The organism is Streptosporangium sp. NPDC002721 (genome assembly GCF_042888905.1).
Taxonomy (GTDB): Bacteria; Actinomycetota; Actinomycetes; order Streptosporangiales; family Streptosporangiaceae; genus Streptosporangium.
This window is the reverse complement of the sequence record NZ_JBIAQI010000017.1, coordinates 11,893-29,527: the sequence shown is the minus strand read 5'-3', so window position 1 is coordinate 29,527 and position 17,635 is coordinate 11,893. Positions and strand designations below refer to the sequence as shown.

14 protein-coding genes are annotated in these 17,635 nt (G+C 71.9%); 9 read left to right on the top strand and 5 right to left on the bottom strand.

Annotated elements, in window-relative coordinates:
• Positions 1–220 precede the first annotated feature (220 nt).
• From ACFYWM_RS24415 to ACFYWM_RS24395, 5 genes are read left to right on the top strand one after another with little or no spacing between them, the layout of a single operon-like run.
• Positions 221–2,299 carry a methyltransferase gene (locus ACFYWM_RS24415; protein ID WP_389917901.1) on the top strand — a complete coding sequence of 693 codons (2,079 nt, stop codon included), beginning with the start codon at positions 221–223 and terminating at the stop codon, positions 2,297–2,299.
• Positions 2,296–3,360 (top strand): saccharopine dehydrogenase NADP-binding domain-containing protein, encoded by a 1,065-nt coding sequence (locus ACFYWM_RS24410; protein ID WP_389917750.1) that lies wholly within the window; start codon positions 2,296–2,298, stop codon positions 3,358–3,360. The genes ACFYWM_RS24415 and ACFYWM_RS24410 overlap by 4 nt, the downstream gene beginning before the upstream one ends.
• Entirely contained in the window at positions 3,357–4,415 is a 1,059-nt protein-coding gene (locus ACFYWM_RS24405) for a Gfo/Idh/MocA family oxidoreductase (RefSeq protein WP_389917749.1), read from the top strand. Before ACFYWM_RS24410 ends, ACFYWM_RS24405 begins: the two co-directional genes overlap by 4 nt.
• Positions 4,412–5,152 (top strand): thioesterase II family protein, encoded by a 741-nt coding sequence (locus ACFYWM_RS24400; protein WP_389917748.1) that lies wholly within the window; start codon positions 4,412–4,414, stop codon positions 5,150–5,152. Before ACFYWM_RS24405 ends, ACFYWM_RS24400 begins: the two co-directional genes overlap by 4 nt.
• A 54-nt stretch (positions 5,153–5,206) precedes the next feature.
• Complete coding sequence (locus tag ACFYWM_RS24395; protein ID WP_389917747.1) at positions 5,207–6,184, top strand: methyltransferase; 978 nt, start codon at positions 5,207–5,209, stop codon at positions 6,182–6,184.
• A gap of 139 nt (positions 6,185–6,323) precedes the next feature.
• Here the strand turns inward: ACFYWM_RS24395 and ACFYWM_RS24390 are convergent, their stop codons facing one another.
• The 5 genes from ACFYWM_RS24390 to ACFYWM_RS24370 all read right to left on the bottom strand — a co-directional run bounded on the left by ACFYWM_RS24390 (position 6,324) and on the right by ACFYWM_RS24370 (position 12,214).
• Positions 6,324–8,801, bottom strand: a complete 2,478-nt coding sequence (locus tag ACFYWM_RS24390) for a PEP/pyruvate-binding domain-containing protein (RefSeq protein ID WP_389917746.1) — start codon at positions 8,799–8,801, stop codon at positions 6,324–6,326.
• Positions 8,802–8,919: 118 nt separating this feature from the next.
• Entirely contained in the window at positions 8,920–9,558 is a 639-nt protein-coding gene (locus ACFYWM_RS24385; protein ID WP_389917745.1) for a response regulator, read from the bottom strand.
• A gap of 3 nt (positions 9,559–9,561) precedes the next feature.
• The gene (locus ACFYWM_RS24380; RefSeq protein ID WP_389917744.1) at positions 9,562–10,782 is read right to left on the bottom strand and encodes a sensor histidine kinase; all 1,221 of its coding nucleotides are present in this window, start codon (positions 10,780–10,782) and stop codon (positions 9,562–9,564) included.
• Positions 10,779–11,501, bottom strand: a complete 723-nt coding sequence (locus ACFYWM_RS24375) for an ABC transporter permease (RefSeq protein ID WP_389917743.1) — start codon at positions 11,499–11,501, stop codon at positions 10,779–10,781. Before ACFYWM_RS24375 ends, ACFYWM_RS24380 begins: the two co-directional genes overlap by 4 nt.
• Entirely contained in the window at positions 11,501–12,214 is a 714-nt protein-coding gene (locus ACFYWM_RS24370; RefSeq protein ID WP_389917742.1) for an ABC transporter ATP-binding protein, read from the bottom strand. The genes ACFYWM_RS24375 and ACFYWM_RS24370 overlap by 1 nt, the downstream gene beginning before the upstream one ends.
• A 206-nt stretch (positions 12,215–12,420) precedes the next feature.
• Here ACFYWM_RS24370 and ACFYWM_RS24365 point away from each other — a divergent pair, with 206 nt between their 5' ends.
• The 4 genes from ACFYWM_RS24365 to ACFYWM_RS24350 all read left to right on the top strand — a co-directional run bounded on the left by ACFYWM_RS24365 (position 12,421) and on the right by ACFYWM_RS24350 (position 17,461).
• Positions 12,421–13,266, top strand: a complete 846-nt coding sequence (locus ACFYWM_RS24365; RefSeq protein WP_389917741.1) for an ABC transporter ATP-binding protein — start codon at positions 12,421–12,423, stop codon at positions 13,264–13,266.
• Positions 13,263–14,126, top strand: coding sequence for an ABC transporter permease (locus ACFYWM_RS24360; RefSeq protein ID WP_389917740.1), 864 nt, complete (start codon positions 13,263–13,265; stop codon positions 14,124–14,126). The genes ACFYWM_RS24365 and ACFYWM_RS24360 overlap by 4 nt, the downstream gene beginning before the upstream one ends.
• 63 nt (positions 14,127–14,189) lie before the next feature.
• Entirely contained in the window at positions 14,190–14,477 is a 288-nt protein-coding gene (locus ACFYWM_RS24355) for a DUF5988 family protein (RefSeq protein ID WP_389917739.1), read from the top strand.
• A 212-nt stretch (positions 14,478–14,689) separates the two neighbouring features.
• Entirely contained in the window at positions 14,690–17,461 is a 2,772-nt protein-coding gene (locus ACFYWM_RS24350; RefSeq protein ID WP_389917738.1) for an AAA family ATPase, read from the top strand.
• The last annotated feature ends 174 nt before the right edge of the window (positions 17,462–17,635 follow it).

The following is a 17,635-nucleotide window of genomic DNA, read 5'->3' as shown; positions in this document are numbered from 1 at the left end:
GGTCAGGCCCGACCACCACCGGCTGGTCCGCCGCTGGCTCACCGCGCTGTGCGAGCACGGCCTGCTCGACCTCGACCCGGCCGGCCGCTACCGGAACCTGCGTACCGGCGCCGACCTGGACGCGCTCTGGCGCCGGGTCGACGAGCTGGCGGACGGGCTCGACTACGGCGCCGAGCTGATCGGATTCCTGCGCGTCAGCACCACGCACCTGCCCGAGCTGATGCGCGGCGAGCTCGACGCCCGCGACCTGCTCTTCCCCGAGGCGGGAACGGAGACGGCCGAGGGCGCGTACAAGGACAACGTCCTCAGCCGCTACGTCAACCGCGTCGTCCGGGCCGTGATCGGCCGCGTAGCGGAGGAACACACCGGTGGACACACCGGCGGGCCGCTGCGCGTGCTGGAGGTCGGCGCGGGCGTGGGCGGCACCAGCGCCGAGCTCGTCCCCGAACTCGCCGGCCACCGGGTCGACTACCTCTTCACCGACCTGTCCCGCTTCTTCCTCACCCGGGCGGCCGAGCGGTTCGCCGACCACCCCTGGGTGCGCTACGGCCTGTTCGACATCAACGCCGACTACCGCGACCAGGGCTACGAGCCCAACTCCTTCGAGGTCGTCCTCTGCGCCAACGTCCTGCACAACGCCCACGACGCGGGCGCGGTCCTCGACAGGTTCCGCGAGCTGCTCGTGCCGGGCGGCTGGCTGGTGTTCATCGAGACCACCAGGGAGCACGTGCAGATCATGAGCTCGATGGAGTTCCTGATGAGCCCGCGCGACTACGACGACGTGCGGCGGGGCCGCGACCGCACGTTCATCACCCGCGAGGAGTGGCTCGACCTGCTGGCCGGGGCCGGGGCGGAGACCCTGGCCTGCCTGCCCGAGCCCGCCGACCCGCTGGCGCCGCTGGGCCAGTGCGTCGTCGCCGCCCGCTTCCCCGCCGACCGCGAGCACGTCGACCTCGCCGAGCTGCGCGCCTTCCTCGCCGAGCGGCTGCCCGAGTACATGATCCCGTCCCACATCCAGGTGGTCGACGAGCTGCCGCTCACCGAGAACGGCAAGATCGACAGGAACACGCTGGCCACCCTGCTCCCCCGGGCCGCGGGGGAGGCCGCGCCCGCGGGCGAGGAGCCGCGCGACGACCTGGAACGGCGGCTCGCGGCCCTGTGGGCGGAGCTGCTCGGACTGCCGCGCGTCGGCCGCGACCAGGACTTCTTCACCCTGGGCGGCGACTCCCTGCTCGTCACCCGGCTCGCCGGGCGGGTCCGCGAGGAGCTGCCCGAGGCGGGCAACTTCTACTGGGACAGCCTCGTCCGCCAGCTGGTCAACCAGCCGACCGTCGCCGCGCTCGCCGCCCACCTCCGCCAGGCGCGCGAGGACCGCGACCACGGGCTCACCCGCACCCACGCCAGCTCGCTGGTACGCCTGTCGGAGGGCGAGGGGACGCCCCGCGTGCTGGTCCACGACGGCACCGGGACCCTCACCCCCTACCGGGCGCTGACCGCGGAACTCGCGGGCACGCCGCTGTTCGGCCTCGCGATCGACGACGCCGAGCGCTACCTGGAGCTGGACCCCGACACGGCGGCCGAGACGCTGGCCGGATCCTACGCGCGGCTGCTGCTCAAGGAGGGCGTGACGCGCGTGCGCGTCGTCGGCTACTGCATGGGCGGCCTGATCGCCACCGAGCTCGCCCGCCAGCTCACCGAGAGCGGCGCGGTCGTCGAGGACCTCACCGTCATCAGCAGCTCGCGCTTCCCGTACCGGATCACCGACGAGCTCATGCTGGAGTACGGCTTCGCCCAGGCGTGCGGCGTCGACCCGGTCCGGCTCGGCTTCCCCGGCGGGGACCTGGCCAGGGCGCTGCGGGCCGTGCAGGAGAGCTCGCCGGGACTGGTGCGCGAGGGAGCCCTCGCCGCCCTCGCGGCCGACCCCGACCCCGGCCTCGCGGAGGTCGGCCGCCGCTTCGCCGCGCTCGCCCTGCCCCCGCGCCCGGAACGGCTCGCCGCCCTCGCCCGCGAGCTGGGGCAGCCGCCCGAGCGGGTGGAGCTCGCCCACCGGGTGTTCAGGCAGAGCTTCGCGGCCGTCACCCACTACGACCCCGAGCCCTACGCGGGCGACATCACCTTCCTGCGCCAGAGTGGCGTCACCAACGTCGTTCCGACCCTCCAGGACGACATGACCGGATTCTGGCAGGAGCTCTGCCTGGGCCGGCTCACCGTCATCGACGTGGCCGGCGACCACTTCAGCTGTCTCGACCAGGAGCGCGCCCCCGGCGTGGCCCGGCTGATCACCGGGGGTCCGGCGTGATCGGGATCGTCGGAGGGTACGGCGCGGTCGGCGGCGCGGCGGCGCGGCTGCTCGCCGGTCACGGCGTCCGCGTCGGCGGGCGCGACCTGGAGGCGGCCCGCCGCTTCGTGAGCGAGGAGCTGGGCGGCCGCGGCGAGGCCTGGGAGGTGGACGCCTACGACGAGGCCGGCCTGGCCAGGTTCTGCCGGGGCTGCACGGTCGTGGTCAACTGCGCCGGCCCCTCCTACCTGCTGCTCGACCGGGTGGCGCGCGCCTCGTTCCTGGCCGGGGCCGACTACGTGGACGCCGCGGGCGACGGCCCGGTGTTCGACAGGCTCGCGGCCACGGGGACGGCCGGGGCGACGGCGGTGCTCTCCGCGGGGATGCTGCCCGGCCTCACCGGGCTGCTGCCGCGCCACCTCGCGCGCTTCGCCGGAGCCGGCCCGCACCGGCTCGACGTGTACACCGGCGGCCTCGACCGGCTCACCCCCGCCGCCGCCGGGGACGTCCTGCTGAGCGGCAGGGGGGACCACGGCGAGGCCCTGGCCGCCTGGCGCGGCGGCGGTACGGTCTCGCGGGCGCTGTCCCCGGCGTACGGCGTCGAGCTGCCCTACTTCCACGGGCCGGTCACCGCCTACCCCTTCCTCGGCACCGAGGCGGCGCGGGTGGCGGGGGAGCTGGGGCTGGAGGAGGCGCGCTGGTACAACGTCATCACCGGTGACCGCGTCCTGGCAGCGATGAGCGCGGCGGTCTCGGCGGCCGACCTGATGCGCGTGGCCGAGCTCGAACTGGCCGGGCGCACCCCGTACTACGTCCTGCTCTTCCAGCTCAGCGGCCCCGGGAGCACCCGCACGATGGCGCTGCGGGCGGCCGACTCCTACGAGCTCACCGCCGCGGTCGTGGCGCACACGACGGAGGCCGTGCTGCGGGGCGAGGTCGGGGCAGGTCCGCACTACGCCGACGGCGTGCTCGACCCCGCCGGGATGCTGGCCGACCTGGAACCCGTGGCCAAGATCGAGGTCTCCGACGACATCCCGAGGATCGACCTGGCCGCGCCGGCCTTCGAGGAGGGCGCGCTGTGAGGCGGGTCGTGGTCTGCGGGACGAAGTTCGGCCAGGTCTACCTGTCGGCCCTGGCGGAGGGGCCGTTCGAGCTGACGGGCATCCTGGCCCGGGGGAGCGCCCGGTCCGCCGCGTACGCCGGGGAGTACGGCGTCCCGCTGCTCACCGACCCCGACCAGGTGCCCGACCTGGCGGACCTGGCCTGCGTCGTCGTGCGGTCCGGGGTCGTCGGCGGGGAGGGCAGCGAGCTGGCCGGGGCGCTCCTGGCCCGCGGCGTCCACGTGCTCCAGGAGCACCCGCTGCACGCGGACGAGCTGGCCCGCTGCCTGCGCACCGCGCGCGCCGCCCCGGCGGTGCACCACGTGAACACCCTCTACGTGCACCTGGACCCGGTACGCCGCTTCGTCGAGGCCGCCCGCAGGCTGTGCGCGCTGCAGAAGCCCCTCTACGTCGACGCCGCCTGCAGTGTCCACGTCGCCTACGCCCTGTTCGACATCCTCGGCCGCGCCCTCGGCGGGCTGCGGCCGTGGACGTTCGGCCCGGCGGCGCAAGGGACGCCGTTCAGCTGCCTCACCGGCACGGTCGGCGGCGTGCCGCTCACCCTGCGGGTGCAGAACCAGATCGCCCCCAACGACCCCGACGCCCACCTGCACCTGCTGCACCGCGTCACGATAGGGACGGAGGGCGGCAACCTCACGCTGGTCAACACGCACGGCCCGATCGTGTGGAGCCCCCGCATGTACGTCGGCCGCGACGCCGACGACCGCTTCGCCCTCGACGACGACCATCTCCGGCTGCCGAGTGCCACGCTCCTCGGACCACAAGAAGCGCCGACATTTCGGGAAATCGTCGGTACGCTGTGGCCGAGCGGCATCCGGCGCGCGCTGACCGGCCTGCGCCAGGCCGCCGAGGAAACCGCAGGGAAGACCGCAGGGGAAGGCGCCGACCCGCTGCGGCAGGGCCAGTACTACCTGACGCTCAGCCGTCTCTGGCTGGACGCCACCGCGGCGATCGGCCGCCCAGAACTGCTCGTCCAGACCGCGCCCCTCCCCCTTTCCGCAGCGGAGATTTCATGAGCTGGTTCCACTGCTACGACCCCAGGCCGCGGTCGGGACTGCGGCTGTTCTGCTTCCCGCACGCCGGCGGTTCCGCCACCTTCTACCGCTCCTGGCACCGGACCCTGCCGCCCGCCGTCGAGGTTCGCGCCGTGCAGTACCCGGGACGCGCCGACCGGCGCGCCGACCCGATGGCCGACGACGCCCACCACATCGCCAAGCTCGTCACCGACGCGATGGCGCCCCTCCTCGACCGGCCGGTCGCGCTGTTCGGGCACAGCATGGGAGCCCTGATCGCCTACGAGGTGGCGCGCGAGCTGGAGGCGCGCGGCCGGGGCGTGGTCCACCTGTTCGCCTCCGGCCGGCACGCGCCGCACGACCACCGGCCGGGCGACCTCCACACCTCCGACGACGACCTGATCTCCGACCTGGTACGCCTCGGCGGCGTGGCGCGGGAACACCTGGCGGACCCGGTGGTCAGGGAGCTGACGCTGCCGGTGGTCCGCAACGACTACCGGGTCGACGAGACCTACCGGCACCGTCCGGGCGGGCGGCTGCGCTGTCCCGTCACCGCGGTCCTCGGCGACGCCGATCCCGAGGTGACCCCGGAGCAGGCCGCGCGGTGGGGCGAGCTCACCCACGACCGGTTCGCCGCCCACGTGCTGGACGGCGACCACTTCTATCTCGTGCCACGACAGGCGGACGTGGTCTCCCACGTGCTCCGTACCGTCTCCATGGCCTGGCCCTCCACCCCGTAACGCCCTGACTTCCTCCCCGCGGCCACGGCCGCGCCCCCAAGCTGGAGGCATTCGATGACGGAACACGAGCTCATGAGGATCCTCACCGGCGGATGGGTGGCGGAGGCGACCTTCGCCGCCGTCCGGCTCGGGGTCGCCGACACGATCGCGGGACACCGCCTGAGCCCCGGCGAGATCGCGGAGAAGGTCGGCGCGCACCCGGAGGCCCTCGGCCGACTGCTGCGCCTGCTGGCGGGGGTCGGCCTGGCCGACGTCGACGAGGACGGCAGGTACGGCCTCACCCCGATGGGCGCCCTGCTGGGCCGCGACAGGCTGGGCCCGCTCGTCGAGCTCTACGGCGAGGACTACTTCGGCGCCGCGTGGCGGGGGCTGCCCCACACCCTGCGCACCGGCGAGACGGCCTTCGAGCACGTCTTCGGCGAGCCCGTCTTCGCGCACCTGAAGGGAGACCCCGGCAAGGCGTCCGTCTTCAACGCCGGGATGGCGGCGGGCGCCGCGTTCTTCCGCGAGGTCCCCGTGGCGCACGACTTCTCCGGCGCCCGGACCGTGGTGGACCTGGCGGGCGGCACCGGCGCCCTGCTCGGCACCGTCCTGCGGGACCACCCGGAGGCCGGGGGGATCCTGTTCGACGTGCCCGGCGTCGTCGCGAACGCGCCCGCGCACCTGGACCGGATGGGGGTGCTGGAGCGGTGCGAGCTGGTCGGCGGCGACCTGTTCGAGTCCGTCCCCGAGGGCGGGGACGTCTACCTGCTCTCCCGCATCCTGCACGACTGGGACGACGACCGGTGCGTCCGGCTGCTGCGCAACTGCGCGCGGGCGATGGGGAAGGGCGCGGAACTGCTGGTCATCGAACGCGTCGTCTCCGCCGACACCCACCTGCCGCTCGCCTTCGACCTGCACATGATGGTGATGACCGGCGGGCGGGAGCGTACGGAGGAGGAGTACCGGGCGCTGCTGGAGAGCGCGGAGCTGCTCCCCGGCGAGCTGGTCGACCTCCCGCTCGGGATGCGGATGCTCACCGCGACCCGCTGATCCCCTCAACGAGACAACAGGCAAGGCCCGCTGATCCCCTCAAAGAGGCGACAGGCAGGACCCGCTGCTCCTCCGGGACGGTAGGGGCGACACGAGAAAGGCCGCGGTCCCGTCGGGACCGCGGCCTTTCTCGTGCCGGTCAGACCACCGCCGGCACCCGGACGATCTCGACGCTGCCCTCGCCGCCGTCGACGCGGATTAGGTCGCCGTCCTGGATGCGCATGGTGGCGTTCCTGGTGCCGACGACCGCCGGGATGCCCAGCTCACGCGCCACGATGGCCGCGTGCGACAGCGGCGCGCCGACGTCGGTGACCACCGCGGCCGCACGCGGGAACAGGAGCGTCCAGCCCACGTTGGTCACGGTCGTCACCAGGATCTCGCCCTCCGCGAGCCGGTCCCCGTCCGCCACGGAGGTGATCACCCGGGCGACGCCCTCGACCACCCCGGCCGCGCCGGGGAAGCCGCTGATGGTCTGCGAGGGGGGCGCCACCGTCGCGCCGGCGTCGAACACGTCGCCGCGGCGGTTCGGGTCGGCCGCCCACCGCTCCGGGTCGAACCGCCCCCGGATGATGCCCGGGTACGGCGGGAGCGACCGGTACAGCTCGTAGGTCGCCCGGCGCCTGGCCACCTGCGAGAGCGGCCGGCGCGAGCCGCGCAGCACCTCCAGGATCTCCTCGATCCTCAGGAGGAACAGGTCGTCGCCGTGTCCGGTCACCGCGCCGGCCCGCACGACGAAGTCGCGCACCATCCAGAAGCCGCGCATCATCTCCGAGCGGGTCTCCTCGCGGGCGCGGACGATAGCCTCCCAGCGGTCGATCTTGCGGCGGAACTTCTCGGCCTGCCTCGGGTACCGCTCGCGGAACCTGAGCCAGGCGGCGGCGCTCGCCTCGTCCTGGCGGGACAGCAGCTCGGCCGGGTCGACCGTGAGCCCGGCGATCTGCGCGTCGAGCCAGGCCGGGTCCTCCACGGGCCGGGCCACCGAGACCTCGAACTCGTCCGGTCCCCGGTGGCCGTACCTGCGGACGTACTCCTCGCGGGAGATCTCGCCGCGCTTGAACCGCGCCAGGCCGAGCAGCGGGCCGAGGCTCTCCAGCCGGCCGTCCGCGGCCTGGATCCCGGACATCAGCACGGCGGCGTCGGCCTCCCCGACGAGCCTGGTCAGCTGCGAGCCGAGATAGATCAGCGAGCCGGCGTCCTGGCGGGCGGCGGCGGCGAGCATGCGGTTGCACTCGCGGAACCTCGGTTCCACCTCGCTCTCCCAGAGCGCGGCCAGGTCCTCGGCGCCGGCGGTCCTCGCGATCCCGGCGCGGACGGCCTCGGTGATCCGGGGCGCGGTCGCGACGTACTCGGGGATCCGCTCCACGAGCCGCTGGATGGCGCGGCGGCCCCCCAGGATCGGCCTGGCCGCCCTGAGGGTCTGCCAGCGCGTCATCGGCAGCAGCGGGGTCTCCACCCCCTCCGGCAGCCGCCCGTACACCGGCTCCTGGGTGTCCCTGATCTTCTTTGTCATCCCCAGGGCCCTGCCGAGGGAGGCGGTCAGGCTCATGTTCATGTAGACCCGGCCGCCGATGTTGCCGCAGTGGGGGTGGCCGCCGAGGTGCCCGGCGATCATGATCTCGTGGATGAACGCCTGCACGAGCGACCAGGTGCACGGCGTCATCACGCTGGGGATCGCCTCGCCCAGGTTGCCGTTGCTCCACAGGTAGTCGCCCTTGAGCGAGTCGTTCCACACCTCGCGCTGCCCGGTGATGGGCCTTGCCTGCAGGATGTACGGCCGGCCGTCGTGGAAGGCCCACTCGACGTCCACGGCGTGGCCGTACAGCTCCTCGATCGTCATGCCCAGCTCGGCGAGCCGTACGGCCTGCGCCCGCGAGAGCACGGGCAGGTCGCGCCCGGTCTCCGGCACCTCCACCTCGTGGGTGCCCTCGGGCCCGCGGACGGTCATCACGGTCTTGGTCGCGACGTGCTCCTCGACGATCGTGTGGTCGGAGCGGTCGAGCGTGATCGTGTCGGGCGTGACCAGCCCGCCGACGACCGCCTCGCCCAGCCCCCACGCGGCGTTGATGCTCAGGTGGTCGCGGTCCTCGGTGAACATCACGCCCGCCGCGTCGGCGGGCACGAGCTCCTGGACGACGACGGCGAGGGCCACCTCGTCGTGCGGGACGTCGTTGCGCTCGCGGTAGGCGACGGCCCGTTCGGTCCACAGCGAGGCCCAGCAGCGCCGCACCGCGTCCAGGACCTGCTCGGCGCCGCGGATGTTGAGGTAGGTGTCCTGCTGCCCGGCGAACGACATCCCGGGCAGGTCCTCGGCGGTCGCCGACGACCGTACGGCCACCGCCGGCTCGTCGCCCAGCTCGCGGTAGGCGGCCCTGATGTCGTCGGCGATGTCCTGTGGCACCTCGTGGGCGGCGAACAGGGCGGCGGCCTCCGCCGCGTCGCAGGACAGGATCCGTTCCCGCAGGTCGTACCGGGCCACGAAGGCGCGGTAGGCGTCGGTGGTGACGTGGAAGCCGGGCGGGACCGGCAGCCCGGCGCGGGCCAGGCGGGCGAGGGACTCGCCCTTGCCTCCCACGGTCTCCAGCTCGGTACGGGGGTCGGCCAGCGCAAGCGTGTTCATGGACCATCTCCATTCGTCCCGGGGGTGTCCACTCGCATGAACAGGGCAGACATGTTCACGCTACGGATCACCGGACGAGGCGGCCCACCCCTAGGCGCCCTTAAGCGGCGCCCTTGAGTCAGGTCTCGGAGGCCCGCTTGAGCAGCCCGGTCTCGTAGGCCGTCGCCACCGCCGCGGCGCGGTCCTTCACCCCGAGCTTGGCGAAGATGTGCAGCAGGTGCGTCTTGACCGTCGCCTCGGTGATGAACAGCTTCGCGGCGGCCTCGCGGTTGGTGGCGCCGCGGGCGATCAGGCCGAGCACCTCCAGCTCCCGCCGGCTCAGCGTCTGCTGCTCGGGCGCGCGCACCTTCTGCATGAGCAGCCCGGCCACGGTGGGGGAGAGCACCGTCTCGCCGCGGGCGGCCGCCTGCGCGGCGCGGAGCAGTTCGAGACGCGGGGTGTCCTTGAGCAGGTAGCCGGTGGCGCCCTGCTCGATGGCGGGCAGCACGTCCGCGTCGTTGTCGAACGTGGTCAGGACCAGCACGTTGATGCCCGGTGTCTGCTCGCGCAGCCTGCGGATCAGCTCGGTGCCGCTCATCTTCGGCATCCGCAGGTCCATGAGCACGAGGTCGGGGTTGGTCTGGCGTGTCAGTACGAGAGCCTCCGGGCCGTCGGCCGCCTCGCCCACGACCTCGAAGGCCTCGTCGGTGGAGAAGATCTCGCGCAACCCGTCGCGGACGACCGGGTGATCGTCCACGACGATGATACGAATCGGCATGCCTCACGCATTTCTGGAGTCGGCGGTGATGGCGGGCACCGTAGCAGAGACGCCCGTCCCCTGGCCGAGAGCGGTCTCGATCTCGAAGTCCCCTGCCAGCCGGGTGACGCGCTGACGCATCGCGATAAGTCCGAATCCGCCCGCGATGGACGGTTCTACCGTCTCGGGGTCGAATCCTTTCCCATCGTCGCGTACGTCGAGCACCACCACATCCTCCATGTAGGAAAGGGTGACGGCGACCCTGCTGGCGGAGGCGTGCTTGCCGACGTTGGCCAGGGCCTCCTGGGCCACCCGCAGCAGGGTCATCTCCACCTCGGCGTGCAGCGGCCTGGCGTCGCCGGTGACCGACACCGGGGCCGGCACGCCGGACGCCCGCGACCAGGTGGCCGCGACGTCCTCCAGCGCGGTCGCGAGCTGGGCCTCCTCCAGCGGGGCGGGGCGCATCGCCAGCACCGACCGGCGGGCCTCGTTGAGGCTGTCCCTGGCCAGCCCGCGCACCGTGTTCAGCCGGGAGCGGGCGGCGGGCACGTCCTCGATGACGTTCTCGGCGACCTCCAGCTGGGTGAGGATCGCGGTCAGCCCCTGGGCGATCGTGTCGTGGATCTCCCTGGCCATCCGCTGGCGCTCGCTGAGCACGCCCGCCTCGCGGGCGTGGGTCAGCAGTTGCGACTGCAGGTTCGAGTTCTCCTCCGCCATGGCGGCCAGCTTGGTGCCGGTCGCCTTCAGCTGCGCGATCATCACCTTGCGCTGCTGGTTCTGCTTGGAGATGGTCTGGATGAACAGCCCGACGGTCGAGGCGACCAGGACGGCGACCAGGAAGGAGAAGACCAGCTCGTTCACCGGCCGGGGTTCGGGGCGGACGCCCACCAGGACGGCGGCCGCGGCGGCCACCCCCAGGTAGGCCGTCCAGCCGCGCAGCAGGGTGAAGGCCTGGATGAACGCGCCGGGGCCGGCCACCGTGAACACCGGGTCGATCCTGATCAGCGCCGCGACGAAGGCGAGCATCACGGCGAAGTAGACGATCGCCACCGCCGGCCGCTCGATCCGGCTGAATCGCGAGGAGACCATGAACCAGTGCCAGACCCCGGTGCACACCGCCAGGACCACCACGTCCGCCCTCCAGTCCCGCACCAGGGCGAAGACCGTCGGGAGCAGGACGAAGAGGTACGGCAGGGCCGGCCAGGCACGGTCCCATCGCGAGACGTCGGCCTCGGCGCTCGTCACCAGCGGAACGCTTTCAGCGCGACCCCGCCCGCGACGATGAAGATCGCGACCATCACGGCCAGGGTGAGCGGGGAGGCGGGCTGGCCCTCCCAGGCGGCGCGAATGGCCTGGACGGCCGGGGCCATCGGGGTCAGGTCGCCGACGGAGCGCATCGACTCCGGCAGCGTCTCGCGGGCGCTCATGGCGCCGGAGACGAAGACCATGGGGAAGAAGACGGCCAGGCCGATCACCGTGGCGGTACGGCCGCTGGGCACCAGGGCGCCGATGAGCAGCCCGATGGAGCCCAGGCTGAGCGCGCCGAGGACCCAGGCGACGACGACGCTGACCGGGTCGACCGGTCCGCCCATGCCGTAGACGGCGAGGCCGACGACGGCGATCAGGACGCTGCCGAGCACCGCGAGCAGCATGTGCGCGACCCACTGGGCGCCGAAGATCATGGTGGGGGCGGCCGGGGTGGCGCGCAGCCGCTTGAGCACGCGGCGTTCGCGGTACTGGGCCAGCGTGGCCGGCAGGATGACCAGGGAGGCCAGGCCGATGACGAAGACGCTGAGCATCGGGACGACGGCGTCGATCATGGGCAGCCCGCTGGGCAGTGAGCCGCCGTTGCGCATCTTCACCCACAGGATGACCATGGGGAAGGCCAGCGCGAAGAAGGCGGACATCGGGTCGCGCATGGCCAGTTTGAGCTCGATCGCGATGACGTTGCCGAGACCCTTCATCACACGGTCCTCTCGATGAGTGCGAAATAGGCGTCGTCGAGGGAGCCGGAGGAGTCCCTGCTGAGGAGGTCGCGGGGGCTGCCCTGGTGGACGACGCGCCCCTGGTCGATGACGGCGATGCGGTCGCAGAGGGCGTCCGCCTCGTCCATGAAGTGGGTGACCAGCACGACGGTGACGCCGCGGTCGCGCATGTCACGGATCAGGCCCCAGGTCAGCCGGCGGGCGGAGGGGTCGAGGCCGGTGGTCAGCTCGTCGAGGAAGACGACCTCGGGGTTGCCGACCAGGGCCAGCGCGATGAACAGGCGCTGCTTCCAGCCGCCGGACAGCCCCGCGAAGCGGGCGTTCCTCTTCTCGGCCAGCCCCCACTCCTCCATCAGGGCCTGCCAGTCGGCGGGCCTGTCGTAGAAGGAGGCGTACAGCTTCAGCGCCTCGCCGACCTTGATGGCGTCGGGCAGGGCGGCCTCCTGCAACTGGGTGCCGACGCGCTGCAGCAGCTCGCGCCGCTGCGTCCGCGGGTCCAGGCCGAGCACGCGCAGGGTGCCGCCGTCGGGCTTGCGCAGCCCGGACATGCACTCCACCGTGGTGGTCTTGCCGGCTCCGTTGGGGCCGAGGACGCCGAAGATCTCACCCCGCTCGACCGTCAGGGTGACGTCTTCCAGCACCTTGCGTGTCCGGTAACTCTTCTGCAGGCCGTTGATCTCGATGACTGTCATGTGTCGAGAATCCCCGCTGTGCCGGGCCTCCGTAATCCACCGAACGGTTGATGGGGGTCGGCCGGGTGACTCGGGGTTCCGCCCGCGAGGGCGGCGAATCAGGTCGTTGAACTGGTACGGATCCCCGTAGGGGTATCGAAGGACGTAGATACGGGGTTCCGAAGGATGAATATCGCAAATCCTGCCAATCTCGAACCCTATGGAGCATGAGCGACACAGCAGTACGTGTACGTGAGCTGCGTAAGAAATACGGCGACGTAACCGCCGTAGACGGCATCGACCTGGACATCGCCCGGGGGGAGGTCTTCGCGCTCCTGGGGCCCAACGGCGCGGGCAAGACGACCACTGTCGAGATTCTGGAGGGTCACCGCCGCCGGGACGGCGGTGAGGTCAGCGTGCTCGGTGAGGATCCCGGCCGGGCCGGACGCGTCTGGCGGTCCAAGCTCGGAATCGTGCTGCAGTCGGCCACCGACGCCGCCGAGTTCACCGTCCGCGAGACGGTGCACCATTTCGCGAGCTACTTCCCGCGCCCGCGCGACCCGGACTCGGTGATCGAGCTGGTGGGCCTGTCGGGCAAGGCCGACGCCCACATCCGCAACCTCTCCGGCGGCCAGCGGCGCAGGGTCGACGTGGCCCTGGGCGTCGTGGGCAACCCCGAACTGCTCTTCCTGGACGAGCCGACCACGGGATTCGACCCCGAGGCCCGCCGCCAGTTCTGGAGCCTGATCTCGCTGCTGGCCGACGAGGGCACCACCATCGTGCTGACCACGCACTACCTCGACGAGGCGGAGGCGCTGGCGAGCCGGGTGGGGGTGATCGCGGGAGGCAGGGTCGTCGCGATCGGCGAGCCGGCCACGCTGGCCGGGCGCGCCGAGGCGGACGCCACGGTCAGCTGGTCGACCCCCGCCGGGGAACACCGCGTGAGGACCCCGACGCCCACGAAGGTCGTCGCGGACCTCATCGCGCAGTTCGACGGGGAGATCCCCGAGTTGACCGTCACGCGGCCGACTCTCGAAGACACCTACCTCGGCCTTATCGGAGAACAGTTGTGACAACCACGTTGCCGATGCAACCGGCGCAACCGACCGACATCAGACCGGTGCAGACGGTGCGGATGCCCAGCGCCGGCCGGCTCGCCCTGAAACGCGGCGCGATGGAGCTCAAGGGCTTCTTCCGCACGAAGGGCCAGTTCATCGTCATCTTCTCGCTCCCGGCGATCATGCTGGTGCTGCTGGGCGCCATGTCGGCCAGCAGGCCGGGACTCCCCGGCGTCACGGGAGCCCAGATCCTCACCGCCGGCATGATCGGCGCCGGCATCATGGGCACCTCCTTCCAGAACCTGGGCATCAACATCACGCTGGAGCGCCACGACGGCACGCTCAAGAGGCTGTACGGCATGCCCATGCCGCGCACGGCCTACTTCGGCGGGAAGATCATCCAGGTCCTGGTGTGCATGGTCGCCGAGGTCATCCTCCTGATCACGGTCGGGGTGCTGATGTTCGGCATCCAGCTGCCCGACAACGTCGGTCAGTGGCTCACGTTCACCTGGGTCCTCGTCCTCGGCGGCATGGCCTGCACCTTCCTGGGCATCGCGGTCGGCAGCCTGCCGAAGTCCACGCGCGGGGCCAACGCGATCATCACGCTGCCCTTCCTCATCGTGCAGTTCTGCTCCGGCGTCTACATCCCCTTCTCCGACGTGCCGTGGATCCTGCAGATGTTCGCGTCGATCTTCCCCCTCAAGTGGATGACCCAGGGCATGCGGTCGGTGTTCCTGCCCGAGCAGGCGGTCGCCCTGGAGCCGAGCGGCGCCTGGGAGCTCCCGATGGTGGCCCTGGCACTGGGCATCTGGTGCGTGGTCGGCCTGCTCCTCTGCCTGCGCGCGTTCCGCTGGACCGCGCGCGACAGCCAGTAGTAGGGGTCGATCGGGGGTGCCCCCTGGAAAACAGTTTTCTAATATGTGTTGAAAGTCAATTCCATGGAGGTGCCCGTGACCCCAGCCCCCAGCCCGACACGAGAGGTTCACGCGGATTGCACAATTTCCGACCACGGTCCGTACGATGTCAATGTCTTCCTCCTGGGCGGCCCCGTCGACTTTCCGGAGAAAGCCCGTTCCCGACGGCTGGAAAAGGCGGACGGAAAGGTCAAGATCCAGTACAGGAGCGGCTACGAGCATTTCGAGCGTACCGAGGAGCACTACCACCTCGCGGGCGACTGCCAGGGACTGATCTACCGCTGGACGACCAGGACGAGGATCGCTGAATAATCAGACACCGCAGAGGCCAGATTCCGTGCGCCGCGCCCCTTGAAATCCGGGCGCGGCGCTTTTCTGTGCGGGCGGGGAATCGAAAGTTGTAGACCGGATGCTATTAAGGGTCACCCCGTTGTGGGCGTATAAGGGGCGGCGTAGCTTATTGGTCATGAACCGGTTATTCGGGCCATGGGCAATCGTTCTCACTCTCGTGAGGGGTGTTCGGTATGGGGTTCTTTGAGAGAGAAGCGGCGACGGCCTCCCTGCAGAGGCTTCTCACCGAGACGATCGAGGGGAGGAGCAGGGTCGCGATGGTGACCGGGGTGGTCGCCACCGGGAAGAGCGAGCTGCTGCACTCCTTCGCCGAGCGGGTCTACGACCGCGGGGCGCTCCCGCTCGTGGCGACGGCGTCGCGGGCCGAGAGCGACCTCCCGCTCGGCGTGCTGGGACAGCTCTTCCACAACGCCCCCCTGGGCGAGCGGGTGCGCGAGCGCGCGATGGACCTCCTGCGCGAGGGCGGCGAGAACAGCGGCGAGAACATCGACACCCGGGTCGTCGAGGGGCTCTGCGGGGTGCTGCTCTCCCTGGCGGAACAGCTCCCGCTGGTGATCGTCGTCGACGACGTGCACGACTCCGACCGCCCCTCGCAGATGTGCCTGTCCTACTTCATGCGCCGGGCGAGGTCGTCGCCGGTGATGACGGTGTTCGGGCACGCCGACTACCCGCACCAGGCGGACAGGTTCTTCCCCACCGAGATCATCCGGCAGCCGCACTGCACCGCCATCCGGCTGCACCCGCTCTCGCACGGCGCCGTGCTGAGCATGGTGGGCGAGCGGCTGGGGCAGGAGACGGCCGAGCGGCTGGCGCCGGAGTGGCACGACCTCAGCGGTGGCAACCCGATCCTCGTGAACGGGCTGCTGGAGGACTTCGCGAGGAACGGCACGGGAGCGCCGGCGGAGCGGTACGGCGAGGCCGTGCTGTCCTGCCTGCACCGGGTCGATCCGGCCCTGCTGGACGTGGCCAGGTGGGTGGCGGCGATCGACGACCCCGCGCTCGTCCACCGGCTGGCCCGCTCGGACACGCCCTCGGTCCCCCTGGCGATCCGCTGGCTGGAGACGGCGGGGCTGCTGGCGGACGGCCGCTTCCACCACGAGGCGGGCGAGGAGGCGGTCCTGGCCGACCTCGGGGCCGACAAGCGCCAGTACATGCACCGGCGCGCGGCCGAACTGCTGAACGGCGAGGGCGCCTCCGACCTGGCGATCGCCGAGCACCTGAGCAAGGCCGACGACGCCGAGGCCCCCTGGGCCGTGCCCGTGCTGCGCTCGGCGGCCCGCCGCAGGCTGACCGACGGCGAGGTCGAGTCGGCCGTCGACTATCTCAAGCTCGCCCTGCGCGGACGCCTGGACGACCAGGAACGCACGTCGATCGCGACCATGTTGATGCGCGCCGAGTGGCGCATCGACCCCAAGGCACCGATCAGCCACATGGAGGAGCTCACCGACGCGCTGCACAACGGGAGCCTGCGCGGAAGTGACGCGATCATCCTGGCCAGGGCGCTGCTGTGGCACGGCAGGGCGGACGTCGCCTGCGACGTCCTGGAGCGTACGGCGGAGTTCGGCGACTCCGACCCGCACACGGTCGCGGAGGGCGTGAGCACCAGGATGTGGATGCGCTGCTACGCGCCGCCCCTCCTGGCCCACATGAGCAGCTGGGCGGGCAAGAAGATCAGCGAGGCGGTGCTGCCGTTCCAGGTGAGCCGGCGCCTGGAGTCGATCAACGCGCTGGCCGGCGCGCTCACCGGCGGCCCCCACGACCAGATCGTGAGCACGGCCGAGCGGATCCTGCGCGGCTCCAACCTGGACGAGATGTCCATGGACACCGTGGAGAGCGCGCTGCTCGCCCTGGTGTACTCCGGGCGCTCCAACCGGGCGGCGCCGCGGTGCGACGCGCTGATCGCGGAGCTGCGTTCCGGGGGCTCGCCCGCCCGCCGGGCGCGCCTCACCGCGATCCGGGCCGAGCTCTCGCTGCGCCAGGGAGAGCTGGAGGAGGCCGCGTCGTACGCCCGCCAGGCCCTGGAGATCATCCCGCCGAGCAGCTGGGGCGTGGCCGTGGGCGGGCCGGTGGCCACCCTCATGCTCGCCGCCACCGCGATGGGACGCTACGACGAGGCGCTCGCGCAGCTCAACCAGGCGTTCCCCGAGGCGATGCTGCAGACCAGGTGCGGCGTGCGGTTCCTGCAGGCCCGCGGCCGCTACCAGCTCGCCGTGGACAACCCGGTGGCGGCGCTGCGCGACTTCCGGCTCTGCGGGGAACTGCTGACCTCCTGGAAGATGGACACCCCGGGGTTCGTCGCCTGGCGTACGGACGTGGCCGAGGCGCTCATCGCCCTGGGCAGGCACGAGGAGGCCCGCGAGCTGGTCGAGGAGCAGCTGGGCCGGTCGGGCGCCGGCTCGGAGCGCACCGACGGCGTGGCGCTGCGGGTGCTGGCCGCCACCAGCGAGGTGCGGCACCGGCCGATGTTCCTGCGCCAGGCCTCCGAGCACCTGCAGACCTGCGGGGACCGCTACGAGCTGGCCAGGTCGCTGATCGACCTCACCGAGGCCTACCACGGCGTGGGCGAGTTCCGCAGGGCGGGCATCATCGCCAGCCGCGCGCGGGCCCTGGCCCAGGAGTGCGGCGCCCGCCCGCTGAGCCAGGCGCTCGCCGACGAGTGCGGCCCCGACGACGGGGACGGCGAGGCGGGCAGGGTGGTGGCCATCCTCAGCGACGCCGAGCGCAGGGTGGCCGGCCTTGCCACGGTCGGCTACTCCAACCGCGAGATCGCCGCCAAGCTGTTCATCACGGTGAGCACCGTCGAGCAGCACCTGACCCGCGTGTACCGCAAGCTGAACATCAGCCAGCGCTCGGACCTGCCGCCGGACCTGACGGCCCAGCCCGGCCGCGTCCCAGGCCTCGCGCGCGAGGCGCGACACCAGCCCGGGCCGGCCACCGGCCGCTGAAGGCGTGACCGGCCGCTCGCCCGAGCGGCCAGTCACGCATGTCCGCGGCGGGTTCACGCGGTCGTGGCACGTGTCGGACGAGCGGCCAGTCACGCATGTCCGCGGCGGGTTCACGCGGTCGTGGCACGTGTCGGACGAGCGGCCAGTCACGCATGTCCGCGGCGGGTTCACGCG